Source organism: Enterobacter sp. BWH52, assembly GCF_001037565.1.
In the GTDB taxonomy this organism is placed as follows: Bacteria; Pseudomonadota; Gammaproteobacteria; order Enterobacterales; family Enterobacteriaceae; genus Enterobacter; species Enterobacter hormaechei_C.
In genome coordinates this window covers 3,388,214-3,415,059 of sequence record NZ_KQ089854.1, presented here as the reverse complement: position 1 = coordinate 3,415,059, position 26,846 = coordinate 3,388,214, and the positions used below count along the sequence as shown (strand labels likewise).

29 protein-coding genes and 2 other annotated features are annotated in these 26,846 nt (G+C 53.6%); of the genes, 16 read left to right on the top strand and 13 right to left on the bottom strand.

The genetic code is table 11. The annotated features are described in order from the left end of the window. The first annotated feature begins 88 nt into the window (after positions 1-88). Entirely contained in the window at positions 89-526 is a 438-nt protein-coding gene (locus SK47_RS16105) for a type II toxin-antitoxin system RatA family toxin (protein ID WP_003863117.1), read from the top strand. Next, positions 516-803, top strand: coding sequence for an RnfH family protein (locus SK47_RS16100; RefSeq protein WP_003863119.1), 288 nt, complete (start codon positions 516-518; stop codon positions 801-803). Before SK47_RS16105 ends, SK47_RS16100 begins: the two co-directional genes overlap by 11 nt. A gap of 61 nt (positions 804-864) precedes the next feature. On the opposite strand, the gene bamE is transcribed toward SK47_RS16100, so the two are convergent. The 3 genes from bamE to nadK form a co-directional block, all read right to left on the bottom strand. After that, the gene (bamE, locus tag SK47_RS16095) at positions 865-1,203 is read right to left on the bottom strand and encodes an outer membrane protein assembly factor BamE (protein WP_003863121.1); all 339 of its coding nucleotides are present in this window, start codon (positions 1,201-1,203) and stop codon (positions 865-867) included. A 138-nt stretch (positions 1,204-1,341) separates the two neighbouring features. Next, positions 1,342-3,003, bottom strand: a complete 1,662-nt coding sequence (recN, locus tag SK47_RS16090) for a DNA repair protein RecN (RefSeq protein WP_023314691.1) — start codon at positions 3,001-3,003, stop codon at positions 1,342-1,344. An 85-nt stretch (positions 3,004-3,088) separates the two neighbouring features. Beyond that, positions 3,089-3,967, bottom strand: a complete 879-nt coding sequence (gene nadK, locus SK47_RS16085) for an NAD(+) kinase (protein WP_003863124.1) — start codon at positions 3,965-3,967, stop codon at positions 3,089-3,091. Between the two features lie 122 nt (positions 3,968-4,089). Between nadK and grpE the strand changes: the two genes are divergently transcribed. Beyond that, entirely contained in the window at positions 4,090-4,683 is a 594-nt protein-coding gene (gene grpE / locus SK47_RS16075) for a nucleotide exchange factor GrpE (protein WP_003863126.1), read from the top strand. Between the two features lie 52 nt (positions 4,684-4,735). Here the strand turns inward: grpE and SK47_RS16070 are convergent, their stop codons facing one another. Further along, a complete protein-coding gene (locus tag SK47_RS16070; protein WP_026094274.1) occupies positions 4,736-6,022 on the bottom strand; it encodes an HlyC/CorC family transporter in 1,287 nt (428 codons plus the stop codon). A 19-nt stretch (positions 6,023-6,041) separates the two neighbouring features. Beyond that, complete coding sequence (locus SK47_RS16065; RefSeq protein WP_003863130.1) at positions 6,042-6,833, bottom strand: cytochrome C assembly family protein; 792 nt, start codon at positions 6,831-6,833, stop codon at positions 6,042-6,044. Positions 6,834-6,999: 166 nt separating this feature from the next. Here SK47_RS16065 and ffh point away from each other — a divergent pair, with 166 nt between their 5' ends. The 7 genes from ffh (at position 7,000) to SK47_RS16030 (ending at position 12,417) form a co-directional block, all read left to right on the top strand. Then, positions 7,000-8,361, top strand: a complete 1,362-nt coding sequence (gene ffh, locus SK47_RS16060; protein ID WP_003863132.1) for a signal recognition particle protein — start codon at positions 7,000-7,002, stop codon at positions 8,359-8,361. 116 nt (positions 8,362-8,477) lie between these two features. Next, positions 8,478-8,726: a 30S ribosomal protein S16 gene (gene rpsP / locus SK47_RS16055; protein ID WP_003863133.1), complete on the top strand. Its 249-nt coding sequence runs from the start codon at positions 8,478-8,480 to the stop codon at positions 8,724-8,726. 15 nt (positions 8,727-8,741) lie between these two features. Further along, complete coding sequence (rimM, locus tag SK47_RS16050; protein ID WP_048244661.1) at positions 8,742-9,281, top strand: ribosome maturation factor RimM; 540 nt, start codon at positions 8,742-8,744, stop codon at positions 9,279-9,281. A gap of 31 nt (positions 9,282-9,312) precedes the next feature. Beyond that, positions 9,313-10,080, top strand: a complete 768-nt coding sequence (trmD, locus tag SK47_RS16045) for a tRNA (guanosine(37)-N1)-methyltransferase TrmD (protein ID WP_003863138.1) — start codon at positions 9,313-9,315, stop codon at positions 10,078-10,080. 43 nt (positions 10,081-10,123) lie between these two features. Further along, a complete protein-coding gene (rplS, locus tag SK47_RS16040) occupies positions 10,124-10,471 on the top strand; it encodes a 50S ribosomal protein L19 (protein WP_002914145.1) in 348 nt (115 codons plus the stop codon). A gap of 132 nt (positions 10,472-10,603) precedes the next feature. After that, complete coding sequence (locus SK47_RS16035) at positions 10,604-11,008, top strand: DUF2946 domain-containing protein (protein WP_046621127.1); 405 nt, start codon at positions 10,604-10,606, stop codon at positions 11,006-11,008. A gap of 38 nt (positions 11,009-11,046) precedes the next feature. Next, positions 11,047-12,417: a PepSY-associated TM helix domain-containing protein gene (locus SK47_RS16030; RefSeq protein ID WP_023314689.1), complete on the top strand. Its 1,371-nt coding sequence runs from the start codon at positions 11,047-11,049 to the stop codon at positions 12,415-12,417. A gap of 2 nt (positions 12,418-12,419) precedes the next feature. On the opposite strand, the gene SK47_RS16025 is transcribed toward SK47_RS16030, so the two are convergent. From SK47_RS16025 to SK47_RS16010, 4 genes are all read right to left on the bottom strand, one after another. Further along, positions 12,420-12,905 (bottom strand): OmpA family protein, encoded by a 486-nt coding sequence (locus SK47_RS16025; protein WP_003863144.1) that lies wholly within the window; start codon positions 12,903-12,905, stop codon positions 12,420-12,422. A gap of 12 nt (positions 12,906-12,917) precedes the next feature. Further along, positions 12,918-14,138: a diguanylate cyclase DgcN/YfiN gene (dgcN, locus tag SK47_RS16020; protein WP_023323614.1), complete on the bottom strand. Its 1,221-nt coding sequence runs from the start codon at positions 14,136-14,138 to the stop codon at positions 12,918-12,920. Further along, the gene (locus tag SK47_RS16015; protein ID WP_023323613.1) at positions 14,131-14,667 is read right to left on the bottom strand and encodes a regulatory sequestration protein YfiR; all 537 of its coding nucleotides are present in this window, start codon (positions 14,665-14,667) and stop codon (positions 14,131-14,133) included. Before SK47_RS16015 ends, dgcN begins: the two co-directional genes overlap by 8 nt. Before the next feature lie 153 nt (positions 14,668-14,820). Next, a complete protein-coding gene (locus tag SK47_RS16010; RefSeq protein WP_003863151.1) occupies positions 14,821-15,195 on the bottom strand; it encodes a DUF2799 domain-containing protein in 375 nt (124 codons plus the stop codon). A 212-nt stretch (positions 15,196-15,407) separates the two neighbouring features. Here SK47_RS16010 and aroF point away from each other — a divergent pair, with 212 nt between their 5' ends. The 3 genes from aroF to SK47_RS15995 are packed head-to-tail and all read left to right on the top strand — an operon-like array spanning position 15,408 to position 18,543. Then, the gene (gene aroF, locus SK47_RS16005) at positions 15,408-16,478 is read left to right on the top strand and encodes a 3-deoxy-7-phosphoheptulonate synthase AroF (RefSeq protein ID WP_006811632.1); all 1,071 of its coding nucleotides are present in this window, start codon (positions 15,408-15,410) and stop codon (positions 16,476-16,478) included. Between the two features lie 10 nt (positions 16,479-16,488). After that, complete coding sequence (gene tyrA / locus SK47_RS16000; RefSeq protein ID WP_022649060.1) at positions 16,489-17,610, top strand: bifunctional chorismate mutase/prephenate dehydrogenase; 1,122 nt, start codon at positions 16,489-16,491, stop codon at positions 17,608-17,610. 60 nt (positions 17,611-17,670) lie between these two features. Beyond that, positions 17,671-18,543 carry an SMP-30/gluconolactonase/LRE family protein gene (locus SK47_RS15995; RefSeq protein ID WP_032609874.1) on the top strand — a complete coding sequence of 291 codons (873 nt, stop codon included), beginning with the start codon at positions 17,671-17,673 and terminating at the stop codon, positions 18,541-18,543. Here SK47_RS15995 and pheA read toward each other — a convergent pair. The 4 genes from pheA to bamD all read right to left on the bottom strand — a co-directional run bounded on the left by pheA (position 18,540) and on the right by bamD (position 21,307). Next, positions 18,540-19,700 carry a bifunctional chorismate mutase/prephenate dehydratase gene (pheA, locus tag SK47_RS15990; RefSeq protein ID WP_003863160.1) on the bottom strand — a complete coding sequence of 387 codons (1,161 nt, stop codon included), beginning with the start codon at positions 19,698-19,700 and terminating at the stop codon, positions 18,540-18,542. The two genes, SK47_RS15995 and pheA, sit on opposite strands and share 4 nt — an antisense overlap. A 30-nt stretch (positions 19,701-19,730) precedes the next feature. Continuing rightward, positions 19,731-19,856: a sequence feature (Phe leader region), on the bottom strand. After that, positions 19,808-19,855 (bottom strand): pheA operon leader peptide PheL, encoded by a 48-nt coding sequence (gene pheL, locus SK47_RS24000; protein ID WP_100229775.1) that lies wholly within the window; start codon positions 19,853-19,855, stop codon positions 19,808-19,810. It overlaps the preceding feature by 48 nt. A 104-nt stretch (positions 19,857-19,960) precedes the next feature. Then, positions 19,961-20,302 (bottom strand): ribosome-associated translation inhibitor RaiA, encoded by a 342-nt coding sequence (raiA, locus tag SK47_RS15985; protein ID WP_003863162.1) that lies wholly within the window; start codon positions 20,300-20,302, stop codon positions 19,961-19,963. A 267-nt stretch (positions 20,303-20,569) separates the two neighbouring features. Further along, on the bottom strand, positions 20,570-21,307 hold the full coding sequence (bamD, locus tag SK47_RS15980; protein WP_003863164.1) for an outer membrane protein assembly factor BamD: 738 nt from the start codon (positions 21,305-21,307) through the stop codon (positions 20,570-20,572). A gap of 131 nt (positions 21,308-21,438) precedes the next feature. Here bamD and rluD point away from each other — a divergent pair, with 131 nt between their 5' ends. The 3 genes from rluD to clpB all read left to right on the top strand — a co-directional run bounded on the left by rluD (position 21,439) and on the right by clpB (position 25,850). Next, the gene (gene rluD, locus SK47_RS15975) at positions 21,439-22,419 is read left to right on the top strand and encodes a 23S rRNA pseudouridine(1911/1915/1917) synthase RluD (RefSeq protein ID WP_003863165.1); all 981 of its coding nucleotides are present in this window, start codon (positions 21,439-21,441) and stop codon (positions 22,417-22,419) included. Further along, entirely contained in the window at positions 22,416-23,147 is a 732-nt protein-coding gene (gene yfiH, locus SK47_RS15970) for a purine nucleoside phosphorylase YfiH (RefSeq protein ID WP_003863167.1), read from the top strand. Before rluD ends, yfiH begins: the two co-directional genes overlap by 4 nt. 129 nt (positions 23,148-23,276) lie before the next feature. After that, positions 23,277-25,850 (top strand): ATP-dependent chaperone ClpB, encoded by a 2,574-nt coding sequence (gene clpB, locus SK47_RS15965; protein ID WP_003863168.1) that lies wholly within the window; start codon positions 23,277-23,279, stop codon positions 25,848-25,850. 424 nt (positions 25,851-26,274) lie between these two features. Beyond that, positions 26,275-26,846 (top strand) — a sequence feature (16S ribosomal RNA rRNA prediction is too short).

The window sequence follows — 26,846 nt, the reverse complement described above, 5'->3', positions numbered from 1 at the left end:
CGCTATATTAGCACGAGATAAGGCTTAGCGTTTTTTTAACAGGTGATAAATGTTATTATTTGTCTGTTGTGTGACCATGGAAAATGCTATGCCTCAGATTAGCCGTACTGCGCTTGTTCCCTACAGCGCGGAACAAATGTATCAGTTAGTGAACGACGTTCAGTCCTATCCGGAATTTATTCCAGGATGCACCGGTAGCCGAGTGCTGGAATCCGGCCCGACGCAGATGACTGCGGCCGTGGATGTCTCCAAAGCGGGGATCAGCAAAACGTTCACCACGCGCAATACCCTGACGAGCAATCAGAGTATTTTGATGCATCTGGTGGATGGTCCGTTTAAAAAACTGATGGGAGGGTGGAAGTTTACGCCACTGAGCGCTGACGCCTGCCGCATTGAGTTTCATCTGGATTTTGAATTTACCAATAAGCTGATCGAACTGGCGTTTGGCCGAATCTTTAAAGAGCTGGCCTCGAATATGGTTCAGGCGTTCACCACGCGCGCCAAAGAGGTTTACAGTGTCGCATAAGATTGCTGTTGAGGTGGTGTATGCGCTGCCGGAGAAGCAGTATTTGCAGCGCGTGACGCTTGAAGAGGGCGCCACCGTTGAGGCGGCTATCCGGGCCTCCGGCATCCTTGAACTTCGCCGTGATATTGACCTGGCGAAGAATAAAGTCGGCATTTATAGCCGTCCGGTTAAGCTCGGTGATGTGCTGAAAGAGGGCGACAGGGTTGAAATCTATCGTCCTCTGATTGCCGACCCGAAAGAGTTGCGCCGTCAGCGAGCAGAGAAATCCGGTAAGTAGCCAAATAAATGTACACAAAAAAGGTGCTCATTGAGCACCTTTTTGCGTTGCTGACGCCTGATTATTTGGTCAGGGCAGGCTTGTTGTCGATGTTGGTCAGCACGCCGGCACTGCTGAAGGTCAGCGTCAGGGTTTGCTGGGTTACATCTTCATGACCAGGCTGCTGGCGGAATACATAGAACCAGGTGTTTGTGCCGAAGGGATCGGACATCATCGGGGTTCCCAGGGCATAAGCGACCTGCTGTTGTGTCATACCCACGCGGATTTTGGACACATCGTTAGGGGTAAGGTAGTTCCCCTGGTTGATGTCAGGACGGTAAACCACTTTCTCCAGAGTGGAACAGCCTGCGGTCAACATCAGAAGAACCGCTGCGGCAGCGGTCAGCGTTTTACAGCGCATAGTGATTTGATTCCTTTTCGGGCCCGAGCAGTACGCGGCTCATATGTAATATGCCGATGATAATAGACCTTGCCCCACTTTGAAACCGGTCTGGCGGCGTTTTTGTTGTTCTGTATGACCCTGAGATCCCGAAAAAGTTTATGCCGCCAGCAGTTCTTTCGCATTCGCGAGGGTATTGCGAGTGACTTCACTGCCACCGAGCAAGCGTGCCAGCTCCTGCAAGCGTGAGCGTTTATCCAGCGGCTTCATGTGCGTTTCCGTCATTTCACCATCGGTTTCCTTGCTGACGATAAAGTGGTGATGACCACATCCGGCGACCTGCGGCAGGTGAGTCACACACATGACCTGCGTCGATTCACCCAACTGACGCAGCAGTTTGCCGACAACGGCCGCAGTCGGGCCGCTGATACCCACATCCACTTCATCGAAAATCAACGCCGGGGTTTCCATTTTACGGGCGGTAATCACCTGAATGGCCAGGGCGATACGCGACAGTTCACCACCGGAAGCCACTTTCGAAATTGCCTGCAAAGGCTGGCCCGGGTTGGTGGTGACGCGGAATTCTACGCGGTCTGCGCCTTCCGCCGTCAGGTGATTCTCTTCAAAGCGAACATCTATGGTGAACACCCCATGCGGCATCGCCAGCGTATGCATGCTGTCGGTAATGTGCTGGCTAAGCTCCTGCGCATAGTGTTGCCGCACGTCGTGCAGCCGTTTCGCCGTTTCCAGCGCCTGCTGATGATGCAGATTAACCGCCAGAGACAAGGTTTCAAGGGAATCGGCCTGATCGTCCAACTGCTGCTGTTCCTCCAGCAGAGACTGATAGTAATTCGGCAGCTCTTCCGGGGTAACGTGATGCTTACGCGCCAGTGAAATCTGACGGGAGATGCGTTGCTCAAGCTCGAACAGACGGTTCGGATCGAGATCCAGACGTTCACAGTAGTGGCGCAGCTCATCCCCGGCTTCTGAAATCTGAATCGCGGCCTCTTCCAGCATTTCCAGTACGCCAGAAAGCTTATTGTCCATGCCGGTCAGTTCGGTCACAAGCTGACGCACGTTGTACAGCTGGCTCTGCAAATTCACGTCTTCGCCATCCGCCAGCATGTTAAGGGCAGTCTGGCTGGTGGAGAGCAGCTGACCGCTGTTGGCCAGACGCTTGTACTCTTCGTCGATTTGCTCAAATTCACCCGCCTGCGGGTTAAATTCGTTCAGCTCTTTCAGTTGATATTCCAGCAGCTCGGCGCGCGCGGTACGCTCCTGGCTTTGCTGCTGATGCTGCGCAAGTTCGCGGCAGCTTTGATGCCACTGACGATAGTGCTCCGCCATGAGTTGAGTAAGCGCGTACTCACCTGCGTAGCCATCAAGCAGGGCTTTTTGTTGTTCGGGTTTGATTAACTGCTGGTGCGCATGCTGACCATGGATCTGGATGAGCAGCTGGCCCAGCTCGCGAAGCTGGGAGAGGGGAACCGCTGTACCATTGATAAAACCACGGGAGCGGCCATCGCTGCTGATGACGCGGCGAAGTAAACACTCACGTCCGTCTTCGAGCTGGTTTGCTTCCAGCCAGCGCAGGGCGGCAGGTGTGTCTTTTAACGAGAAGCGGGCGCAGAGATCGGCACGGGCGGCGCCTGTGCGCACCATATCCCCCTCTGCACGACCACCGAGGCACAAGCCGAGGGCATCAATGGCAATGGATTTACCTGCACCGGTTTCACCGGTAATCGCCGTCATTCCGCTATGGAAGTCGATCTCAAGCTCACGAACAATGGCAAAGTTGCTGATGGTCAGTTGTGCCAGCATAATTGTTTTCCTGTATGAAAAACCATAACTGTGTTTGTATACAGTATAAACTGGTTTTATATACAGTAAAGTGCTGGATGCAAAATCAGAACAATTTTTTTGACCAGCCGAGCTTGGAGCTTAATGTGTTGAAATAGCTGTAATCTTTTGGGTGAATGAGGTTCAGGTGGTAATCGCAGCGGCGAATGAGGACATCTTCACCTTCCTGAATGGGGAGCGCAATCTGACTGTCGCAGCTGATCTCCAGATCGCTGCGGCGATGAGAAAAACGCAGGCGGATGGTGCTGTCGCCGTTGATCACCAGCGGACGCGCCGAGAGCGTATGCGGGAACATCGGCACCAGGGTAATGGCATCCAGCGATGGCGTAAGGATTGGACCTCCGGCTGAAAGCGAGTAGGCGGTGGACCCCGTCGGGGTTGAAATAATCAGCCCGTCAGACCGCTGCGAGAAAGCGAAGATTTCGTCGATATAGACTTCGAATTCGATCATGTGCGCCACTTTACCGGGGTGGAGAACCACCTCGTTAATGGCGGTGCTGATGCGCTTCTGGCAGTCCTGCTGACACACCTGGGCTTCCAGCAAAAACCGTTTTTCACTGATATAGTGGCCTTCCAGCACGTCCGCCAGCTGCTGCTGCGCATTGTCCGGGTCGAGGTCGGTAAGGAAACCGAGATTGCCACGGTTAACACCAATAACCTTAATATCATAGCGAGCCAGCGTTCGCGCCGCGCCCAGCATATTGCCGTCGCCACCGACCACCACGGCGAGATCCGCCTGCTGGCCAATTTCCGCCAGCGTGCCGGTTCTGACGCTTTTAAGCTGCAACTCCTGGGCAATCTGCTGCTCGACCATCACTTCATAGCCTTTACCACACAGCCAGCGATACAACATTTCATGTGTCGTCAATGCGGTAGGGTGACGCGGATGGCCGACGATCCCAATACACCTGAAATGATTATTCATTTTCTGGAGGTCCTTGTGCCTGATGAATGATGACAATCTGCCTTGTTCCCTTGAATCCAGGAAACTGATCCCCATAATAAGCGAAGTTAGCGAGATGAATGCAGAAAAACGCGGAGAAATTCATGAGTAGTAAAGAACAGAAAACGCCTGAGGGGCAAGCCCCTGAAGAAATTATCACGGAACAGCACGATGAAGTTGAGGCAGTAGAGCCAGACACGTCTGCTGAGCAGGTGGACCCGCGCGATGAAAAAATTGCCAACCTGGAAGCTCAGTTGGTAGAAGCGCAGAATCGCGAACGCGATGGCGTACTGCGTATCAAAGCGGAAATGGAAAACCTGCGCCGTCGTACCGAGCTGGACGTTGAAAAGGCGCACAAATTTGCGCTGGAGAAATTCGTCAACGAACTGCTTCCGGTGATCGACAGCCTGGATCGCGCGCTGGAAGTGGCGGATAAAGCTAACCCGGATAACGCGGCGATGATTGAAGGCATTGAGCTGACGCTGAAATCCATGCTGGATGTGGTGCGTAAGTTCGGTGTTGAAGTGATTGCCGATACGGATGTACCGCTGGATCCAAACGTTCACCAGGCCATTGCGATGGTGGAATCCGAAGACGTTGCCGCGGGTAACGTGCTGGGCGTGATGCAGAAAGGGTATACCCTGAACGGTCGTACTATTCGCGCTGCGATGGTGACCGTGGCGAAAGCGAAAGCGTAATTTGCCGACCCGTAGTGCCGGGTGGCGGCTTCGCCTCACCCGGCCTACAACATTACTCGGCGATACTTTCGCGTAAAGGTTTAACGGGCAGGACCTTCACCTGCTTAATCATGTTGTCCTGAACGTCCAGAATATCAATATCATACTGTTCAATGCGCACGCGCGTGCCTGCCGCCGGGATCTCTTCCAGCGCTTCCAGGATCATTCCGTTCATCGTCCGCGCTTCGTCTTCCGGCAAATGCCAGTTGAACGCTTTATTGATTTCACGAATGTTGGCGCTGCCGTCGATAAGCACTGACCCGTCGTTTTGCGGGGTGACTTCTTCCGCAAGGGAAGGCGACATTGAGGTGGTAAAGTCCCCGACAATCTCTTCCAGAATATCTTCGACCGTCACCAGCCCCTGTATATCGCCGTATTCATCCACCACCAGGCCGACTTTCTTCTTGTTGCGCTGGAACTTCACCAGCTGCGTGCTGAGTGGGGTGCCTTCCGGCACGTAGTAAATTTCGTCGGCGGCGCGCAGCATTACCTCTTTGGTGAACTCGTTTTTCTCAGTCATCAGGCGATAGGCCTCGCGCACGCGCAGCATGCTGATGGCATCGTCAAGAGAATCGCGATAGAGGACGATACGCCCGTGCGGGGAGTGCGTCAGCTGGCGGACAATGGCCTTCCAGTCGTCGTTGATATCAATCCCGACGATTTCATTGCGCGGCACCATGATGTCGTCAACGCTGACCTTTTCCAGATCCAGCACCGACAGGAGCATGTCCTGATTGCGGCGGGAGATCTGCGAGCGGGATTCGTTCACGATGGTACGCAGTTCGTCTTTGCTGAGCGCGCTACTGATGGTGACGTCTGCCTTTATACCGACCATGCGCATCAGCACCCGTGTCACCATATTCAGCAGCCAGACCAGCGGCATCATCAGAATAAGCAGCGGTGCTAACAGGAAGCTGCTCGGGTAGGCGACTTTTTCCGGGTAAAGCGCCGCGATGGTTTTGGGCAGCACTTCCGCAAACACCAGTACCACAAACGTGAGCACACCTGTGGCAATCGCCACGCCTGCGTTGCCGTACAGACGCATCCCGACGATGGTGCCCAGTGCAGAGGCGAGAATATTGACCAGGTTGTTACCGATAAGCACCAGGCTAATCAGACGGTCCGGCTTACGCAGAAGCTTTTCGACACGACGCGCGGCACGGTTACCCTGCTTGGCGCGATGACGTAACCGGTAGCGGTTCAGCGTCATCATGCCGGTTTCAGAGCCAGAGAAATAAGCGGAGATGACCACCATGATGACCAGAATGACGATCAGCGTGGTGGTAGAGATGTGTTCCAGGGGGAACTCCTTTTGTTACTTAGCCAGCAAATTGCTGTATGAAGCGGCTACCAAAATAGGCAAGGGTGAGAATGCCCGCACCCGCGACGTTGAACCAGACCACGCGGCGACCGCGCCAGCCTTCATGATAATGGCCCCATAACAGGACAATATAGACAAACCACGCGATGATGGAGAGCACCGCTTTATCGATATTCTCCACGCTGAACAGGTTCTTCATATAAAACAAGCCTGTGCACAGCGTGAGCGTCAGCAGCACCACTCCGACCTGGGTGATGTGGAACATCTTACGCTCAATCACCATCAGCGGCGGCATTTCGTGGTTAAACGCCAGCTTTTTATTTTTCAGCTGGTAGTCAATCCAGGCGAGCTGCATGGCGTAAAGGGCGGCGATGATCAGCGTCGCGTAGGCAAAGAGCGACAGGCCGATATGCACCAGCATCCCCGGCGTGGCTTCCAGGTGAGTAATAAACTCATTGGGCATGAACGTGGCTAACGCCAGATTGATCAGCGCAAAGGCGTAGACTATCGGCAGCAGCAGCCAGCCACGGTTTTTAGACGCGACAATGGTCATGACCGTACAGATCATCAGGCTGACCAGCGAGCCGACGTTCAGTACGCTCAGATTTTGCACGCTGCCGTCGCCGGGGATAATGCGTGATTCCAGCGCAAAGGCGTGGCTAATCAGTGCGATCACTGCCGAAAGAATAGCCATGCGCCGCCAGCCGCTGTTTTTTTGCAGCAGGCCAGGAATGATCAGCGCGAGGCTGACAGAGTAGGCAACAAGGGCGATCAGTGCGAAAACAGGCATATAGGCGTCGACAGTTGTCTTAATAAGAAAGAGAAGCAGTATAACGTTACGTGACGCCTGCTCCAACCGTTGCATAACAACAAAGGCGCCTTCATGTTATACTCCGGCAAAATTCTGTGTATGTGTCGCCCAGGCGACCTAACGTTTCTACCCCAGGCGAGAGACAATGTTTGATAATTTAACCGATCGTTTGTCGCGCACGCTGCGCAACATCAGCGGCCGTGGACGCCTCACCGAAGAGAACATCAAGGAAACGCTGCGCGAAGTGCGTATGGCGCTGCTGGAAGCAGACGTCGCGTTGCCGGTCGTGCGTGACTTTATCAACCGCGTGAAAGAGAAAGCGGTTGGCCATGAAGTGAACAAGAGCCTGACTCCGGGTCAGGAGTTCGTCAAAATCGTCCGTAACGAGCTGGTTTCGGCGATGGGCGAAGAGAACCAGGTGCTTAACCTGGCGGCTCAGCCGCCAGCCGTCGTGCTGATGGCGGGTCTGCAAGGTGCGGGTAAAACCACCAGCGTCGGTAAGCTGGGGAAATTCCTGCGCGAAAAGCACAAGAAAAAGGTGCTGGTGGTGTCGGCGGACGTGTATCGCCCGGCGGCGATCAAACAGCTGGAAACGCTGGCCGAGCAGGTTGGCGTGGACTTCTTCCCGTCCGACGTGGCCCAGAAGCCTGTCGACATCGTTAACGCGGCGCTGAAAGAGGCGAAGCTGAAATTTTACGACGTGCTGCTGGTGGATACCGCCGGTCGACTGCACGTTGACGAAGCGATGATGGACGAAATCAAGCAGGTTCATGCCTCTATCAATCCAGTAGAGACCCTGTTTGTTGTTGACGCCATGACCGGTCAGGATGCGGCAAACACCGCAAAAGCGTTTAACGAAGCCCTGCCGTTAACCGGCGTGGTGCTGACCAAAGTCGACGGCGATGCCCGCGGCGGTGCGGCGCTGTCTATTCGTCATATTACCGGTAAGCCAATTAAGTTCCTCGGCGTGGGCGAGAAAACCGAAGCGCTGGAGCCGTTCCATCCGGATCGTATTGCCTCCCGTATCCTCGGCATGGGCGACGTGCTGTCGCTGATCGAAGATATTGAAAGCAAGGTTGACCGCGCCCAGGCGGAAAAACTCGCCAGCAAGCTGAAAAAAGGTGACGGTTTCGATCTGACCGACTTCCTTGAGCAGCTGCGTCAGATGAAAAACATGGGCGGCATGGCAAGCCTGATGGGCAAACTGCCAGGCATGGGCCAGATCCCGGACAACGTCAAATCCCAGATGGATGACAAAGTGCTGGTGCGTATGGAGGCCATCATCAACTCGATGACGCTGAAAGAGCGCGCGAAGCCAGAAATCATCAAAGGTTCCCGTAAACGCCGTATCGCTGCCGGTTGCGGCATGCAGGTGCAGGACGTAAACCGCCTTCTGAAACAGTTCGACGACATGCAGCGCATGATGAAGAAAATGAAGAAAGGCGGCATGGCGAAGATGATGCGCGGCATGAAAGGCATGATGCCGCCCGGTTTTCCTGGGCGATAATCGCTTTTGAGATTGCTTTTTGCCCGAAAATGAGTAAAATTTTCGGGCTTTTAATATGACACCCGGGCTCCGTTCCTCGATGGGGCCCGGTTGTTTTATTCACACAAGAGGATGTTATGGTAACTATTCGTTTAGCACGTCACGGCGCTAAAAAGCGTCCGTTCTACCAGGTTGTTGTGACTGACAGCCGTAATGCACGCAACGGTCGCTTCATCGAGCGCGTTGGTTTCTTCAACCCACTGGCCGCTGGCGCAGAAGAAGAAACCCGTCTGGATCTGGATCGTATCGCTCACTGGGTTGGCCAGGGCGCTACTGTTTCCGATCGCGTTGCTACGCTGATCAAAGCAGCAAACAAAGCAGCTTAATCTGTCACGGTGGTCATGATGAGCAATAAAGCACCTGTTGAACCGATCGTATTGGGAAAAATGGGTTCTTGCTACGGTATCCGTGGTTGGCTCAGAGTGTTTTCCTCCACTGAAGACGCTGATAGCATTTTTGATTACCAGCCCTGGTTTATCCAGAAAGCCGGTAAGTGGGAAGAGGTCGAGCTGGAAAGCTGGCGTCACCACAATCAGGACATCATCATCAAGCTGAAAGGCATTGACGATCGTAATGCCGCGAATGCGCTGACTAATTGTGAGATTGTCGTGGATTCGTCGCAGTTGCCGCAGCTGGAAGAGGGTGACTACTACTGGAAAGACCTTATGGGTTGCCAGGTAGTGACCACTGAAGGCTACAGCCTGGGGAAAGTCATCGACATGATGGAAACCGGGTCAAATGACGTTCTCGTCATTAAGGCAAACCTGAAAGATGCATTTGGCATCAAGGAGCGGTTGGTTCCGTTCCTCGATGGACAGGTTATCAAGAAAGTCGATCTCACTACTCAAACCATTGAAGTAGATTGGGATCCTGGTTTTTAAATTCTCCGGATAAACGGTAAAAGACGGCGCTATGTGGATTGGCATAATTAGCCTGTTTCCTGAAATGTTCCGCGCGATTACCGATTACGGGGTAACTGGCCGGGCAGTAAAGAATGGCCTGCTGAGCATCCAGAGCTGGAGTCCTCGTGACTTCACGCACGACCGGCACCGTACCGTGGACGATCGTCCTTACGGCGGCGGACCGGGGATGTTGATGATGGTGCAACCCTTACGGGACGCCATTCACACAGCAAAAGCCGCGGCAGGTGAAGGCGCGAAGGTGATTTATCTGTCACCTCAGGGACGCAAGCTTGATCAAGCGGGCGTGAGCGAACTGGCGACGAATCAAAAACTGATTCTGGTCTGTGGTCGCTACGAAGGAATAGATGAGCGCGTAATTCAAACCGAGATTGACGAAGAATGGTCTATCGGCGATTACGTTCTCAGCGGTGGTGAGTTACCGGCAATGACGCTGATTGACTCTGTCGCCCGGTTTATTCCGGGGGTTCTGGGCCATGAAGCTTCGGCAACGGAAGATTCCTTTGCCGATGGGTTGCTGGACTGTCCACACTATACTCGTCCTGAAGTGTTAGAAGGGATGGAAGTCCCGGCAGTGTTACTGTCTGGAAACCATGCCGAGATACGTCGCTGGCGTTTGAAGCAGTCGCTGGGCCGAACCTGGCTTAGAAGACCTGAACTTCTGGAAAACCTGGCTCTGACTGAAGAGCAAGCAAAGTTGCTGGCCGAGTTCAAAACTGAACACGCGCACCAGCAGCATGAACATGATGGGAAAGCGTAATACGCTCCCGAATATCAGTTTACCCAGGATAAGAGATTAAATTATGAGCAACATTATTAAGCAACTTGAACAAGAGCAGATGAAGCAGGACGTACCTTCCTTCCGTCCAGGTGACACCGTGGAAGTGAAAGTATGGGTTGTTGAAGGTTCCAAAAAACGTCTGCAGGCATTCGAGGGCGTGGTTATCGCTATTCGTAACCGCGGTCTGCACTCTGCATTCACTGTTCGTAAAATTTCCAACGGCGAAGGCGTTGAGCGTGTCTTCCAGACTCACTCTCCGGTAGTTGACAGCATTGCTGTTAAACGTCGTGGTGCTGTACGTAAAGCTAAACTGTACTACCTGCGTGAGCGTACTGGTAAGTCTGCTCGTATTAAAGAGCGTCTGAACTAAGATTCGCTTAAGCGACATCCTGTTAGAAAGGGCTGGCCGAAAGGCTGGCCCTTTTTTTATCCCATCGCACCTCTCGCGTTAACCCTTCCGTCATAAATCATTTACAATGTTCGCCTCTTGGGTGGAGGGTAAGTGGATAACGTACTGCATCAGCATAGCTGGAAACGCACAGCGGCATTGACCGCGCTGTTTGCGATCCTGCTGATCGTCGTGGCGCCGCTGATCTCCGTCTCGCTGCAAAAAGATCCCATGAGCGCCATGCCGGGCATGCACCACGACATGAGCATGATGTCGGTGGACGAGCATCATGGTGATATGCCGCATTCTATGCCAGTTGACCATGCTGAAGCATGCGGCTACTGCGTGCTGTTAGCGCATGTACCGGGCGTGATGCTGGCGCTTATCGTTCTGCTCAGCGTGGTGTTGCAGCGGCTGCGCGTGAAGCCGCCTCGTCAGGCGGTCAGCCACTGGCACTTCTTCCCCTGGCTTTACCCCGATACCCGCGCGCCGCCGCGTCGGTCTGCTTTCTCCCTTTAAAACAAAATCACTCACTTTTTGCCTTAAAAAGGAAAAGTATGACTACCTGCACTCCGCGCGCGGCATGGGGAAACCTGCTGCGTCGCCTCCATTTCTATATCGGGCTGTTTGTCGGTCCGTTTATCTTCTTCGCAGCGCTGACCGGTACGCTGTATGTCGCCACGCCGCAGCTTGAAAATGCGCTGTACCATTATGCACTCCACACGGATGCCGTTGGTGAGGCGCAGCCTCTTGCTGAACAAATTGCCGTGGCAGAAAAGGCCGTGGGTTCAGCGCTGCGTTTACATGCTGTTCGTCCGGGGCTGGAAGAGGGTGAAACGACCCGCGTGATGTTTGCCGACCCGGCGCTGGGTCCCTCCGAGCATCGGGCTATTTTTATTGATCCCGCCAGCCTTGAGGTTCGAGGGGATATGACTGTGTACGGCACCAGCGGGATTTTACCGCTGCGTCAGACTATCGATTATCTGCATACCTCGCTGATGCTGGGCAACATCGGACGCCTCTATAGCGAGTTAGCCGCCTCGTGGATGTGGGTTGCTGCCCTGGGCGGGATCGCGCTGTGGTTCTACACCCGACCGAAGCGCCGTATTAACAATCGTTTCCAGAATCGTCGTCGCCTGCATGTGATCTTAGGCTGGACGTTACTGACGGGAATGCTGCTGTTCTCAGTCACCGGGTTAACCTGGTCACAATGGGCCGGTGGCAACGTCGATAAGCTGCGTGCAGAGATGAACTGGCTGACGCCGCAGGTAAATACCACCCTTTCCGGTGCGCCGGAAATGAGGGATGAACACGCCGAACATCGTGGTCATCACGGGGGAATGACGATGCCTGAAATGCCTGTTGAACTGTCGCTTTTTGACAGCGTATTGCAGGCCGCCCGCCAGTCAGGAATTGATGCGAAAAAGGTTGAGATCCGCCCGGCAAGCAGGGACGACCAGGCCTGGACGGTGACGGAAATCGATCGCCGCTGGCCGACGCAGGTTGATGCCGTTGCCGTGGATCCCCACTCACTGAAGGTGCTGGACAGCACTCGCTTCGGGGATTTCCCGCTGATGGCTAAACTCACCCGCTGGGGCGTGGATTTCCATATGGGGATCCTGTTTGGTCTGGCAAATCAGCTGCTGCTCATCGCGTTTGGCGTTGCGCTGTGCGTGTTGATTATCTGGGGATACCGGATGTGGTGGATGCGTCGCCCTGCAACGTCAGCCGCGAACCCGGTACAGACGCTCTGTCAAAGCTGGCTGGCATTGCCGCTGTGGGGAAGGGGAGTGACGTTCCTGATAAGCCTCCTGCTGGGGCTGGCGTTGCCAGTAATGGGCGTCAGTCTGGTGGTCTTTATTGTGATTGACTGGCTGCGCTGGCGAGCGGTTTCAGGCGTGTCGCTCGCCGGAACATCCGTTAAATAGCCTTAAGGCGTGCTGATGACTACCGCAACCCGGCGGTTTTCAGCGCGCCCCTGTGCAGTGCGGTTGCTGCTGACAGGGTATTTTTTGCCTAAGCCCCGCGTGGTGAGGTTGCTGCGCGGGATGTTCGCGCCCTTCGCCCAGGCATCCGCCACAACATTGGCACGTTTTAACGAAAGCGCTTCGTTGTAGCTCTCTTCGCCATAGTTATCCGTATGGCCATCCATCCGGGCGTGGTTCAGGCCGGTTGCCGCCAGGCGTGAGGCCATAGTCTGGATCTGCGTTTCACTTTCCGGGCGCAGCCTGGCGTCATTTTTATCAAACAGGATCTTATCTGACAGGCCCAGAGACCAGTCGCCATTCAGTTCGTTAAAGCCATAGGATTTCATGGCCGCGATTTGCTCTGGCGTGAATTTCCCTTCAGGGGATGACTGGCATCCGGACATTGCCAGTGATGCCAGTAACAACGGCGCAAAATATCGCTTTAACATATCGTCTTCCTTTCAGGATATTGTTTTCGAACGCTGGTTTTTGACCAGATACATATTGCGATCGGCTTGCTCCAGTAAGGCCTCAACGGAGGCATTTTCCCATGCCAGAGCAAAGCCAATGCTGAGTGACATTGATGCTGTGTGCCCGTTATGCAGATCAAACGGACGGATAAATTGCTGCGATAGCGCAGCGCAAATATATTCGACCTCACGCGCGGTGTGGACGCCGTAAAGGATCATGGCAAATTCGTCGCCGCCAAGACGGTAAGACTGATGACGTTTTTCGCCAAATTCGACCATCCTTTTTGCGGCTTCGATCAGAACGCAGTCACCCGCGGCATGACCCCAGGTGTCATTGATAAACTTGAAGTTATCACCGTCCAGAAATAGCAGGGCGGAATTGGTTTTTGCCGAAGCGTCATTCATTAATGCTGCAATGTTGTTGCGAAACGCGGCGCGGTTTGCAAGCCCCGTGAGCGGATCGTGCATGGCGGTACGCAACAGTTGAGCGTTTTTCGCCTGTAGTTTGAGCTGCCACTCTTCCATTTCATCCAGCAGGCTGTTGAAGTCTTCTCCAAACTGGTGGAACTCTTCAATGCGGCCTTCTGTTACCCGGCGAGAAAAGTTGCGGTTGGTGCGAACGTCATGCACAACGTCAGTGATGTTTTGCATTTCAACAACCATGCCATGATGTAGCGAGCGGGTGATGGTCAATGCGACGGCAGAAGCAAAAAGAATGCACCCGGTGAGGACTGCAAACGAGAGCCAGATAAAGTGGCTAATCAGGCTGTCGCGTGCGGTCAGACGAATTTCGCCAATCACATTGCCGTTATGTATGATGGGCTGTGCGACAGGAACAGGGAACAGCCACCGGTTGACCAGCGCGCCCAGCGTGTCGGTATTATCCGCCGGGTTCCACGACCACCAGGCAAACCGTTTATGATGTGCATTAAGCACTTCCGCCACGGCAAACTGCCCCTGCTTGCCGAGGGTCGCCAGCGTTTCATTTGCTGCCATGGCATCGTTGAACACCAGAGAGGCTTCAAGGCTGTGGCTCATGGTGGCGCCGGTAAGTTCGAGGTTTTTTTGCGCGTATTGCTTTAATGTCACCACGGAAGCGAAACACAGCAGCAACCATATAAACGTCATCGTTATAATGACGCTTATCATGCTGATTCGCCGCAACGTTCTTTTAAACGTCGGACGCGGTGTTGGTACGACTTCCTTATTCATGCTTCTTATTCCGTGCGAGCATTAATACATCCGGATTGACTCTTACGCCACTGCGCGCCAGCGCATCCAGATTTACGGAAAACCTGACCTGGTTGTGCTCTATTATCAGACAAAATGCGCTGCCAATAACGCATTCAGGATTTTGTTCTGACATTAATAGCAACGCCTGGTCCTGATATTGATTTATTATTTCCTGTTGTTTTGCTGGCGACTCGCTCCCGAAATAGAGGGCATCGCACCTTGCTGTGAGTGCTTCCCGATCGCTATGCACAATGACAGGACTATAGGGCAACGGGTTGTGTTCATCTTCACTGCTGAGCGCCTGTCTGTAATGGGAAGAGGCATAAATACAGAGCTTAGGCTGGCCAGACAGTGCTGGCCATCGGGTGTAGCTCACAATACCAGAAACAATCGAACGTACTGATTTATCCGTTTCAGTGAACGAGCCTGCCTTTGCAGGGGCCACTAAAATGAACAGCATTAGCGCCAGGGGGAGTCGGAGCAAAGCGATCAAGATTGCATTTCTCATCAGAATCCGCCAAACCGCCCCGGAAATAGATGTCCTTAAGAATTGTCGGCAGAATACCATTGTTTATCAAAGCCGTCATTATGTCAGAAATATCCCTGTTTTGACCTAAGCTAAATCTTACAGTGAGCTATATTCAGAGGAATTAAGGCAGGCTCAATTAAGCCTGCTGGAACGCATACTTTCATCCAATCCTTGTTGCCAGGATTCATGCAGTTTTACTGCATTTTCAGTTGTATCGCAGCTGGCAGGAAATGATTTTCCCGCTAATCCCCAGGCGTGAATAAAGCCCTCTTCGCATATTTTTTTCTGTCCGTCAGCGTAGCCACGAAGATATTCCCCTCGATCAACCTGGGGGTCATTAAAACTATCGGCCAGCGCCTGGTTATCTTTAACCGGAACACCATTCATAGCGTCTTCTTTACCGGCAGTGAACCAGTCCGGGCTGGTCCAGCCAGGCTGAAAAGTATAAGGATTGATCTGGCAACCCGACAAAATCAGCGACAACAACATGAGAGTAATTGAACGCATGGCTATTCTCCTTTTTGTGAGCATAGCCTGGCTTACAAGTGTGCGTGTGTAATTTTAAATTTACGGTTTTAGGCCATTAATTTTGCAACTAAAGGGCTTCTGTAAAGTAATGTGTACGTATTTTGGATTGAAATCTTTACTTGATGTGATATCGTTGTGTCACCTCTTCGAGGAAAACCACTATCGCAAACGAGTTTGACAGGATCGCAATCATGCAAAAAGACGCGCTGAACAACGTACATATCACTGACGAACAGGTGTTAATCACCCCGGATCAACTGAAGGCGGAATTCCCGCTGAGCGTCGCGCAGGAAGCTCAGATTGAGCACTCGCGCCAGACCATTTCTGACATTATCGCAGGCCGCGATCCGCGCCTGCTGGTGGTATGTGGTCCTTGCTCCATTCACGATCCTGAAACCGCCATTGAGTACGCTCGTCGATTTAAAGCATTAGCGGAGGAGGTCAGCGATAGCCTCTATCTGGTGATGCGCGTCTATTTTGAAAAGCCACGTACTACGGTTGGCTGGAAAGGGTTGATTAACGATCCGCACATGGATGGCTCGTTTGATGTGGAAGCGGGCCTGAAGATTGCGCGTCGCCTGCTGGTGGAGCTGGTCAGCATGGGGCTGCCGCTGGCAACCGAAGCGCTGGATCCGAACAGCCCGCAGTACCTCGGCGATCTGTTTAGCTGGTCTGCGATTGGGGCGCGCACCACCGAGTCGCAAACCCACCGCGAGATGGCGTCTGGCCTGTCTATGCCGGTTGGTTTTAAAAACGGTACCGACGGCAGCCTGGCTACGGCGATTAACGCCATGCGCGCCGCCGCTATGCCCCATCGTTTTGTCGGGATCAACCAGGCGGGCCAGGTATGCCTGCTGCAAACTCAGGGCAACCCGGACGGGCATGTGATCCTGCGCGGCGGTAAAGCGCCAAACTACAGCCCGGCGGATGTCGCGCAGTGTGAAAAAGAGATGGAACAGGCGGGACTGCGTCCGGCGCTGATGGTAGATTGCAGTCATGGTAATTCGAATAAAGATTACCGTCGCCAGCCTGCGGTTGCAGAATCTGTGATTGCACAGATTAAAGATGGTAACCGTTCAATTATCGGCCTGATGATTGAAAGTAATATTCATGAAGGCAATCAGTCATCGGAACAGCCGCGTAGCGCGATGAAGCCCGGCGTCTCCGTCACGGATGCTTGCATCAGCTGGGAAACCACTGATGCGCTACTGCGTGAGATCCACAAAGATTTGAACGGCCAGCTGGCGACGCGTCTGGCATAAGAGGATAGTTATGGTTGCTGAATTGACCGCATTACGCGATCAAATTGATGAAGTGGATAAGGCGTTGCTGGACCTGCTGGCGCGCCGCATGGCACTGGTTGCTGAGGTCGGCGAAGTTAAAAGCAAATACGGCCTGCCAATTTACGTTCCGGAGCGTGAGGCCTCTATGCTCGCCTCCCGCCGTAAAGAGGCACAGGCGCTGGGCGTTTCACCGGACTTAATTGAAGATGTCCTGCGTCGTGTGATGCGGGAATCCTATTCCAGCGAAAACGACAAGGGCTTCAAAACCCTCTGTCCGTCGCTGCGTCCGGTGGTGATTGTCGGTGGCGGCGGCCAGATGGGGCGTCTGTTTGAAAAAATGCTGACGCTTTCTGGCTATCAGGTGCGCATCCTGGAAAAAGAGGACTGGCCGCATGCACCGGAACTCATGAAGGATGCCGGAATGGTTATCGTCAGCGTACCGATTCATGTGACGGAGCAGATTATCGCGAAACTTCCTCCGCTGCCGGAAGATTGCATTCTGGTGGATCTGGCGTCCGTTAAAAATGGTCCTCTACAGGCAATGCTGGCGGCGCACACCGGGCCCGTGCTTGGGTTACACCCGATGTTTGGCCCGGACAGCGGCAGCCTGGCGAAGCAGGTAGTGGTTTACTGCGACGGTCGTCAGCCGGAAGCGTATCAGTGGTTCCTGGAACAGATTCAGGTCTGGGGGGCACGTTTGCACCGTATCAGTGCGGTTGAGCACGATCAGAACATGGCGTTTATTCAGGCGCTGCGCCACTTTGCAACCTTCGCCTATGGTCTGCACCTGGCGGAAGAGAACGTTCAGCTTGAACAATTGCTGGCGCTTTCCTCGCCAATCTATCGTCTGGAGCTGGCGATGGTGGGGCGACTGTTTGCCCAGGATCCACAGCTTTACGCCGACATCATCATGTCGTCTGAAAATAACCTGGCGCTGATCAAGCGCTACTATCAGCGTTTTGGCGAAGCGATCACCTTGCTGGAACACGGCGATAAACAAGCGTTTATCGACAGTTTCCGTAAAGTGGAGCACTGGTTCGGTGATTACGCCACGCGATTCCAGAGTGAAAGCCGCACGCTGTTGCGCCAGGCAAATGACAGTCGCCAGTAATCTAATGATGTATATACTGAAAGCCAGCATTGCTGGCTTTTTTCATTTTGGGGAACTGTCATGGCTGAACCGCAGCTGCTGTTGAACTATACCGGGCATCTGCCTGAATGCCCGACGTGGAGTGCAGAAGAGAAGGCGCTCTACTGGGCGGATATCCTGGAAGGGGAGATCCATCGGTACCATCTGCCCACCGCGGAACACTCGGTGCTCTCATTCCATGAAGAAGTTGGGTGTTTTGCCCTGCGTGAACGCGGCGGATTTATCGTCGCAATGCGAAATGCCATCTGGCTGACCGATAAACACGGCCTGCTCCAGCGTAAGGTTTGCGATAACCCGTCCAACCCGCAGCTTGCACGCTTTAACGATGGAGGCACCGACCATCAGGGACGGTTTTATGCGGGCACGTTCTGGGGGCCGGGAGATTATAACGGGGCCATGTTGATGCGTATCGACAACGACCTGACGCCGAAAGTGATCCAGTGCGATATCCAGGGGCATAACGGTTTAGCGTTTAGTCCTGACAAACGGTGGATGTTTACTTCTGATACGCCGAACGGTGTGATCTACCGTACGCCGCTTGATGAGCAGGGGGAACCCGGTAAGCGCGAAGAGTTTCGCCGGTTTAGCGAGGGAGACGGTATTCCCGACGGTGCGGCAATGGATGAGGAAGGCTGCTACTGGAGCGCACTGTTTGACGGCTGGCGTATCGCACGGTTTTCACCGCAAGGCGAACAGCTGGAAGAGCACCGGCTGCCGGTACGCTGCCCGACAATGGTCTGCTTTGGCGGCGACGATATGAAAACGCTGTTTATCACCACCACGCGGGAAAATATGGAGGCGGAGGAGCTGGAGAAATACCCGCTTTCCGGTGCCATCTTCACCCTGCCTGTAAATGTGGCAGGGATGAAGAAAAGCCGCTTTATCGAACATTAAGCCGGATCGACCGGGACCACGGTTTCGCTCGGATAGCAGCCCAACACTTTCATGGAGCGTGTGATCTCGCCCAGTTCGCGCAGGGCTTTCTGCATGGATGCAGACTCCAGGTTGGCCTGAACGTCGAGATAGAACATCTCTTCCCACGGGTTGCCATGTATTGGGCGGGATTCCAGCTTCGTCATGATCAGGTTGTGATTACGCAGCACCAGCAGCGCTTCAACCAGCGCACCCGCCTGCTGGCCGGTCGCCATCAACAGGGTGGTTTTCGCCGGGACCTGGTCCGACACGTTGATGGCCTTGCGGGCCAGAACCACGAAACGGGTGATATTCTGCGTCTGGTTGGCCAGATTGCGTTCCAGCACCTGTAAGCCATACAGCGCGCCGCCCGCTTCGCTACCGAGAGCCGCGACGGCAGGAGAGTTTGCCTGCGCCACTTTTTCCATCGCCGCCGAGGTGCTTTCGGTGTACTCAATTTTCCAGTGCGGATAACGGTTCAGGAACTGGCTGCACTGCTGGAACGGCTGCGGGTGACTGTACACCGTTTCGATCTGACTCAGATCGGTTGAGCCAGAGACCAGCACACAGTGATCGATAGGGATGGTCAACTCGCCGACTAACGACAGGCTGGTGTGCTGGAGCAAATCGTAAACATCGTTGATGGCGCCGGAACTGGTGTTCTCAATAGGCACCACGGCGTAATCTGCCTGGCCGGTTTCGACCTGGTTGAAAATGTCTGCAAATTTCGCGCAGCCGCTCTCAATAAACTCTTCGAAATGGCGGGCTGCGTACTGGCGAGCCGCCAGGTGAGAATAGGACCCTTTCGGGCCGAGGAAAGCGATACGAGCAGAGTGCGGGTTGGTTTTGTTCAGATGCTGCTGGAGCAGGGCCTGTTGCGTCAGAACGGAGTCTTCGATGATGAGCTGGAACAGGCGGGTGATGTAGTGCGCATCCAGATGATGCGCTTTGCCGAGTTGAATCAACCGTTCCAGTAAATCACGTTCGCGATCGATATCGCGCACCGGCCGATGGGACTCGAGCTTGGCTTTTCCCACTTCAACGGCGAGTGCGCGGCGTTCTGCCAGCAGGGCCAGTAATTTTTCGTCGAGTGCACTGATTTTTACGCGTAAATCCAGGAGCGGGTTTTCCGGTGTCATAGTGTTGTCTGTCTCATTTTATCGTTATCAATAAAAAAGGCCTCCCGGTGTGGGAGGCCTTGTTGTTCGTCTTCGCATTCTTTATCACACGACGAAACGCCTCCCGGTCAGGGGAAGGTAAAAAAGAATGCGAAGAAAAACGGCGTCTGTTTCATAAAGTCATCCTGAAATTGATAGGGTTAAAGTACCTGCACTGTTTTGATCCTGTCAATAAAAAACGCGCCCGAAGGCGCGTTGTCGGTACACTCAATTTTAGAGGATTACTCTTCTTCAACTTCTTCCGCGAAGCTGGCGTCTTTCACCGAGGTTGCGGCGCGACGTGCTTCACCTTTGTGTTGCACTTTATTGAGCTGCCGTTCCAGCTTGTTGATCAAATCGTTAATTGCGGTGTACATATCCTCGTGTTTTGCGCTGGCGACCAGATGGCCGTTTGGAGTATTGATAGTTGCATCAGCGATGAAACCCTGCGGCTCCTTGGACAGGATGATATGTGGATTAATCAAATGTGTTTGCCATTTATCCAGTTTGGCGAGACGGTCTGCGACGTGCTGGCGGATTGCCGGAGTAATTTCCATTTGTTTACTGGTAATGTTCATTGTCATAAATTTTACCTCTTGTCTTTCCGTCTTGGTGATTCCAGCATACCCGACCCAATGTCAAAATGTGTGATTTATATCACGTTATTTTGTCGGTTTTTGTCAGGGAATCTTTTTTGTGAGGCAGGGCAGGAAGAGGTGAGATTTACCTTGTCGAAGCCAACAATTGCGGTCATAGTTGAATGGATATGTTGAAGCTAAACCGCTTCAGCGTAAGTCTGAAAGAATAAAAAAACGGCAGCCCGCGGGCTGCCGTTATGCGTTGTAGCGGTATCAGGTGTTGCTGCTGTTCGCGGCGATGATTTTCGCCACTTTGTCAGCCTGAGCCGTCATCTGCATCTGGCGATACGCATTTTCCATCAGCTTCAGGCCATCACGCGTGGCTTGGGTATCCGGATAATCACGCAGCATGCCTTCTACACGGTTAACCACGGCAACCCATGCGCCACGGCGGGTGTAGTATTCCGCAACGGAGTACTCATATTTCGCCAGACGATCTTTCAGGAACACCAGACGCTTAGTGGCATCGGTAATGTACTGGCTGTTCGGGTAGCTACGCACCAGTTTGGAGAAGTCATTGAAAGCATCACGCGCATGTTGCGGGTCACGGTCAGAACGATCCACCCCGAAGAAGCCCTGCAATGCACTGTCATCCAGCGCCATGTTAGTCAGGCCGCGCATGTACATCACGTAATCGATGTTAGGATGGGTAGGGTTCAGACGCATGAAACGATCGATCGTTGCCTGAGCCAGCGGCAGATCGGCATTTTTGTAGTAGGCGTAGATAAGATCTAACTGTACCTGCTGCGAATACGGACCAAACGGATAGCGATTATCCAACGCTTCCAGTTGCGTTATCGCCTGTTTCCAGTTACCGTCCTGCAACTTTTGTTGTGCAGTCGCATAGATTTCATTCGGCGGATTGTCAGGGACCTGTTCATTCGAACCGGAGCAGCCCACCAAAGCCAGGCTCAACGTGGCCGCTGCCACCAGATATTTCATGCGCGTCATGACGTTTTGACTTTCCTCAAATGTTTGTCCGGGAGAAACTCAGTTCCTGCTCCCGATTAAGACCAGCTACAATAGCACACTATATTAAACGGCAAAGCCGTAAAACCCAACGTTAAACGAAGAAGCAGTTTATGGCACAACGAGTAGAACTCACCGCAACAGTCTCCGAAAATCAGCTCGGTCAACGCTTAGATCAGGCTTTGGCCGAATTGTTCCCTGATTATTCGCGTTCACGCATAAAAGAATGGATCCTTGACCAGCGCGTGCTGGTAAACGGCAAGATCTGGGACAAACCAAAAGAGAAAGTGTTTGGTGGGGAAGCTGTCGCCATCAATGCTGAAATCGAAGAGGAAATCCGCTTCGAGCCGCAGGATATCCCGCTGGATATCGTCTACGAAGATGACGACATTCTGGTCATCAACAAGCCGCGCGACTTTGTTGTTCACCCGGGCGCGGGCAATCCTGACGGTACGGTACTTAACGCACTCCTTCATTATTATCCGCCGATTGCCGACGTACCGCGTGCCGGTATTGTTCACCGTCTGGATAAAGACACCACGGGTCTGATGGTGGTGGCGAAGACGGTTCCCGCCCAGACTCGCCTGGTGGAATCGTTGCAACTGCGCGAAATCACCCGTGAGTATGAAGCGGTGGCGATTGGTCATATGACCTCTGGCGGCACGGTGGAAGAGCCTATCAGCCGTCACCCAACCAAGCGTACGCATATGTCCGTACACCCGATGGGTAAACCGGCGGTAACCCATTACCGCATCATGGAACATTTCCGTATTCATACCCGCCTGCGTCTGCGCCTGGAAACCGGGCGTACTCACCAGATCCGCGTGCACATGGCGCATATTACCCATCCGCTGGTGGGTGACCCGGTTTACGGCGGTCGTCCGCGTCCACCAAAGGGCGCATCGGATGAATTCATCTCCGTGCTGCGTAAATTCGATCGCCAGGCGCTGCATGCGACGATGCTGCGTCTTTACCACCCAATCACCGGAATTCAGATGGAATGGCATGCGCCGATCCCACAGGATATGGTGGAACTTATCGACGCGATGCGCGCAGATTTCGAAGAACATAAGGATCACGTGGACTGGTTATGACCAAACTGATTGTCCCGGAGTGGCCACTGCCTGAAGGCGTGGCCGCCTGTAGTTCAACCCGTATCGGTGGCGTGAGCCAGGGCGCGTGGGAGTCTTTGAACCTCGGTGCGCACTGTGGCGATAACCTGGAGCACGTTGAAGAGAACCGTAAACGCCTCTTTGCTGCGGGAAACCTTCCTTCAAAACCGGTCTGGCTTGAGCAGGTGCACGGTAAAGCGGTGCTGAAGCTGACGGGTGAGCCCTATGCGTCTAAACGCGCCGATGCTTCGTACAGCAATACGCCGGGAACGGTTTGCGCGGTGATGACTGCTGATTGCCTGCCGGTGTTGTTCTGCAATCAGGCAGGAACTGAAGTGGCTGCTGCCCACGCCGGATGGCGAGGCCTGTGCGAAGGCGTGCTGGAAGAGACCGTCGCCTGCTTTCAGGACGATTCTGCAAATCTTATCGCCTGGCTTGGCCCGGCGATTGGCCCGCAGGCATTTGAGGTCGGGCCCGAAGTGCGCGATGCCTTTATGGAAAAAGATCCGCAAGCGGTCGAAGCGTTTGTGGCTTCCGGAGATAAATATCTGGCCGATATTTACCAGCTTGCCCGCCAGCGCCTGAATAACGTCGGTGTGACTCAAATCTTCGGCGGAGATCGCTGTACCTTCACCGAAAAGGGTGATTTTTTCTCCTATCGCCGCGACAAGACGACAGGCCGTATGGCAAGTTTCATTTGGCTGATATAACCTAAAGAATCAAGACGATCCGGTACGCGCCGTTTTCTTTTCACATAATTCAGGTTATTAACCTTGAATAATTGAGGGATGACCTCATTTAATCTCCAGTAGCAAATTTGACCTGTTATGGGAGGAGTTATGCGTCTGGATCGTCTTACTAATAAATTCCAGCTTGCTCTCGCCGATGCCCAGTCCCTCGCACTGGGGCACGACAACCAATTTATCGAACCTCTTCATTTAATGAGCGCCTTGCTGAATCAGGAAGGGGGATCGGTACGTCCGTTATTAACGTCCGCTGGCATTAATGCCGGCCAGTTACGCACCGCCATCGATCAGGCGCTGAGCCGTTTACCGCAGGTCGAAGGTACCGGCGGCGACGTGCAGCCGTCGCAGGATCTGGTGCGCGTGCTGAACCTTTGCGACAAGCTGGCGCAAAAACGTGGGGACAACTTTATTTCGTCAGAGCTGTTTGTTCTGGCGGCGCTTGAATCACGCGGTACCTTAACCGACCTGCTGAAATCCGCCGGTGCAACCACCGCTAATGTGACCCAGGCGATTGAGAAAATGCGCGGAGGTGAAAGCGTGAACGACCAGGGAGCCGAAGACCAACGTCAGGCTTTGAAGAAATTTACGGTCGACCTGACCGAACGTGCCGAGCAGGGCAAACTTGACCCGGTGATCGGCCGCGACGAAGAAATCCGCCGGACAATCCAGGTACTGCAACGTCGTACCAAAAACAACCCGGTGCTGATTGGTGAGCCAGGCGTCGGTAAAACCGCCATTGTTGAAGGGCTGGCGCAGCGTATCGTTAATGGCGAAGTGCCCGAAGGGCTGAAAGGCCGTCGCGTACTGGCGCTGGATATGGGCGCGCTGGTGGCCGGGGCGAAATACCGCGGTGAATTTGAAGAGCGTCTGAAAGGCGTGCTGAACGATCTGGCGAAGCAAGAAGGTAACGTCATCCTGTTTATCGACGAACTGCACACCATGGTGGGGGCGGGTAAAGCTGACGGCGCAATGGATGCCGGGAACATGCTGAAACCTGCTCTGGCGCGCGGTGAACTTCACTGTGTCGGCGCCACTACGCTTGACGAGTATCGTCAGTACATTGAGAAAGATGCCGCGCTGGAGCGTCGTTTCCAGAAGGTGTTTGTCGCTGAACCAAGCGTTGAAGATACCATCGCCATTTTGCGTGGTCTGAAAGAGCGTTATGAGCTGCACCATCACGTGCAGATCACCGACCCGGCCATCGTTGCGGCGGCGACGCTTTCGCATCGTTACATTGCCGACCGTCAGTTGCCGGATAAAGCCATTGACCTTATCGATGAAGCGGCGTCCAGCATCCGTATGCAGATTGACTCGAAACCGGAAGAGCTTGACCGACTCGATCGCCGTATTATCCAGCTCAAGCTGGAACAGCAGGCGCTGAACAAAGAGTCTGATGAAGCGAGCAAGAAACGCCTTGATATGCTCAACGAAGAACTGGACGAGAAAGAGCGTCAGTATTCTGAGCTGGAAGAAGAGTGGAAAGCTGAGAAAGCCTCCCTCTCTGGCACCCAGACAATCAAGGCGGAGCTGGAGCAGGCTAAAATTGCCATTGAGCAGGCGCGTCGCGTAGGGGATCTGGCACGGATGTCCGAACTACAGTACGGCAAGATCCCTGAGCTGGAAAAACAACTCGAGATCGCCACGCAATCAGAAGGCAAAACCATGCGTCTGTTGCGTAATAAAGTGACGGATGCCGAGATTGCCGAAGTGCTGGCGCGCTGGACGGGTATTCCTGTGGCTCGCATGATGGAAAGCGAACGCGAGAAACTGCTGCGTATGGAGCAGGATCTGCATCAGCGCGTCATTGGACAGAACGAAGCGGTCGAAGCGGTATCTAACGCCATTCGTCGTAGCCGTGCGGGGCTGTCCGATCCGAATCGTCCAATCGGCTCGTTCCTGTTCCTGGGGCCAACCGGTGTCGGTAAAACCGAGCTGTGTAAAGCGCTGGCTAACTTTATGTTCGACAGCGATGACGCGATGGTGCGTATCGATATGTCCGAGTTTATGGAGAAACACGCCGTCTCGCGTCTGGTCGGTGCGCCTCCGGGATATGTCGGTTATGAAGAGGGCGGTTATCTGACGGAAGCGGTTCGCCGTCGTCCTTATTCCGTCATCCTGCTGGATGAAGTGGAAAAGGCACATCCTGACGTATTTAACATCCTGTTGCAGGTACTGGATGATGGACGCCTGACGGACGGGCAGGGGAGAACGGTTGACTTCCGTAACACGGTGGTGATCATGACCTCGAACCTGGGTTCCGATTTAATTCAGGAACGCTTCGGTGAGCTGGATTACAGCCATATGAAAGATCTGGTGCTGGGTGTGGTCAGCCAAAACTTCCGTCCGGAGTTCATCAACCGTATTGATGAAGTGGTCGTGTTCCATCCGCTGGGCGAGAAACACATTGCGTCGATTGCGCAGATCCAGTTGCAGCGTCTGTACAAACGTCTGGAAGAGCGTGGGTATGAAATCCACATTTCCGACGATGCGCTGAAACTGCTGAGCGAGAATGGTTACGATCCTGTTTATGGTGCGCGTCCGTTAAAACGTGCTATCCAGCAGCAGATCGAAAACCCGCTGGCGCAGCAAATCCTCTCTGGGGAGCTGGTTCCGGGCAAAGTTATCCGTCTGGAAGCCAACGAAGACCGAATTGTGGCAGTGCAGTAAGTCACAAAACGCAAAAACGGGCCGCTTGCGGCTCGTTTTTGTTTAAAAACCAGGCAAGAATTAATGTCTGAGATGTGTTTTGCCTGGAAAGTGAGCAGTCGGTAAATAATTTTCACTTTGCACTTGCAGCCTCAGAATAACTCCCTATAATGCGCCTCCACTGACACGGAACAACGGCACGCAAGCCGCCGGGTCAGCAGAGAAAAGCAAAATAAACGCTTGACTCTGAAGCGGGAAAGCGTAATATGCACACCCCGCGCCGCAGCGAAAACGAAGCGGCACTGCTCTTTAACAATTTATCAGACAATCTGTGTGGGCACTCAAAGCGACATGGATTCTTAACGTCCTCGGACGAAAAATGAATACCAAGTCTCTGAGTGAACACGTAATTCATTACGAAGTTTAATTCAAGAGCATCAAACTTAAATTGAAGAGTTTGATCATGGCTCAGATTGAACGCTGGCGGCAGGCCTAACACATGCAAGTCGAACGGTAACAGGAAGCAGCTTGCTGCTTTGCTGACGAGTGGCGGACGGGTGAGTAATGTCTGGGAAACTGCCTGATGGAGGGGGATAACTACTGGAAACGGTAGCTAATACCGCATAACGTCGCAAGACCAAAGAGGGGGACCTTCGGGCCTCTTGCCATCGGATGTGCCCAGATGGGATTAGCTAGTAGGTGGGGTAACGGCTCACCTAGGCGACGATCCCTAGCTGGTCTGAGAGGATGACCAGCCACACTGGAACTGAGACACGGTCCAGACTCCTACGGGAGGCAGCAGTGGGGAATATTGCACAATGGGCGCAAGCCTGATGCAGCCATGCCGCGTGTATGAAGAAGGCCTTCGGGTTGTAAAGTACTTTCAGCGGGGAGGAAGGCGATAAGGTTAATAACCTTGTCGATTGACGTTACCCGCAGAAGAAGCACCGGCTAACTCCGTGCCAGCAGCCGCGGTAATACGGAGGGTGCAAGCGTTAATCGGAATTACTGGGCGTA

Coding starts and splice junctions, on each gene's coding strand:
- SK47_RS16105 (WP_003863117.1), top strand. CDS start 89: ATGCCTCAGATTAGCCGTACTGCGCTTGTTCCCTACAGCGCGGAACAA.
- bamE (WP_003863121.1), bottom strand. CDS start 1,203: ATGCGCTGTAAAACGCTGACCGCTGCCGCAGCGGTTCTTCTGATGTTG.
- recN (WP_023314691.1), bottom strand. CDS start 3,003: ATGCTGGCACAACTGACCATCAGCAACTTTGCCATTGTTCGTGAGCTT.
- nadK (WP_003863124.1), bottom strand. CDS start 3,967: ATGAATAATCATTTCAGGTGTATTGGGATCGTCGGCCATCCGCGTCAC.
- grpE (WP_003863126.1), top strand. CDS start 4,090: ATGAGTAGTAAAGAACAGAAAACGCCTGAGGGGCAAGCCCCTGAAGAA.
- SK47_RS16065 (WP_003863130.1), bottom strand. CDS start 6,833: ATGCCTGTTTTCGCACTGATCGCCCTTGTTGCCTACTCTGTCAGCCTC.
- ffh (WP_003863132.1), top strand. CDS start 7,000: ATGTTTGATAATTTAACCGATCGTTTGTCGCGCACGCTGCGCAACATC.
- rpsP (WP_003863133.1), top strand. CDS start 8,478: ATGGTAACTATTCGTTTAGCACGTCACGGCGCTAAAAAGCGTCCGTTC.
- rimM (WP_048244661.1), top strand. CDS start 8,742: ATGATGAGCAATAAAGCACCTGTTGAACCGATCGTATTGGGAAAAATG.
- trmD (WP_003863138.1), top strand. CDS start 9,313: ATGTGGATTGGCATAATTAGCCTGTTTCCTGAAATGTTCCGCGCGATT.
- rplS (WP_002914145.1), top strand. CDS start 10,124: ATGAGCAACATTATTAAGCAACTTGAACAAGAGCAGATGAAGCAGGAC.
- SK47_RS16030 (WP_023314689.1), top strand. CDS start 11,047: ATGACTACCTGCACTCCGCGCGCGGCATGGGGAAACCTGCTGCGTCGC.
- SK47_RS16025 (WP_003863144.1), bottom strand. CDS start 12,905: ATGTTAAAGCGATATTTTGCGCCGTTGTTACTGGCATCACTGGCAATG.
- dgcN (WP_023323614.1), bottom strand. CDS start 14,138: ATGAATAAGGAAGTCGTACCAACACCGCGTCCGACGTTTAAAAGAACG.
- SK47_RS16015 (WP_023323613.1), bottom strand. CDS start 14,667: ATGAGAAATGCAATCTTGATCGCTTTGCTCCGACTCCCCCTGGCGCTA.
- SK47_RS16010 (WP_003863151.1), bottom strand. CDS start 15,195: ATGCGTTCAATTACTCTCATGTTGTTGTCGCTGATTTTGTCGGGTTGC.
- aroF (WP_006811632.1), top strand. CDS start 15,408: ATGCAAAAAGACGCGCTGAACAACGTACATATCACTGACGAACAGGTG.
- tyrA (WP_022649060.1), top strand. CDS start 16,489: ATGGTTGCTGAATTGACCGCATTACGCGATCAAATTGATGAAGTGGAT.
- SK47_RS15995 (WP_032609874.1), top strand. CDS start 17,671: ATGGCTGAACCGCAGCTGCTGTTGAACTATACCGGGCATCTGCCTGAA.
- pheA (WP_003863160.1), bottom strand. CDS start 19,700: ATGACACCGGAAAACCCGCTCCTGGATTTACGCGTAAAAATCAGTGCA.
- raiA (WP_003863162.1), bottom strand. CDS start 20,302: ATGACAATGAACATTACCAGTAAACAAATGGAAATTACTCCGGCAATC.
- bamD (WP_003863164.1), bottom strand. CDS start 21,307: ATGACGCGCATGAAATATCTGGTGGCAGCGGCCACGTTGAGCCTGGCT.
- rluD (WP_003863165.1), top strand. CDS start 21,439: ATGGCACAACGAGTAGAACTCACCGCAACAGTCTCCGAAAATCAGCTC.
- yfiH (WP_003863167.1), top strand. CDS start 22,416: ATGACCAAACTGATTGTCCCGGAGTGGCCACTGCCTGAAGGCGTGGCC.
- clpB (WP_003863168.1), top strand. CDS start 23,277: ATGCGTCTGGATCGTCTTACTAATAAATTCCAGCTTGCTCTCGCCGAT.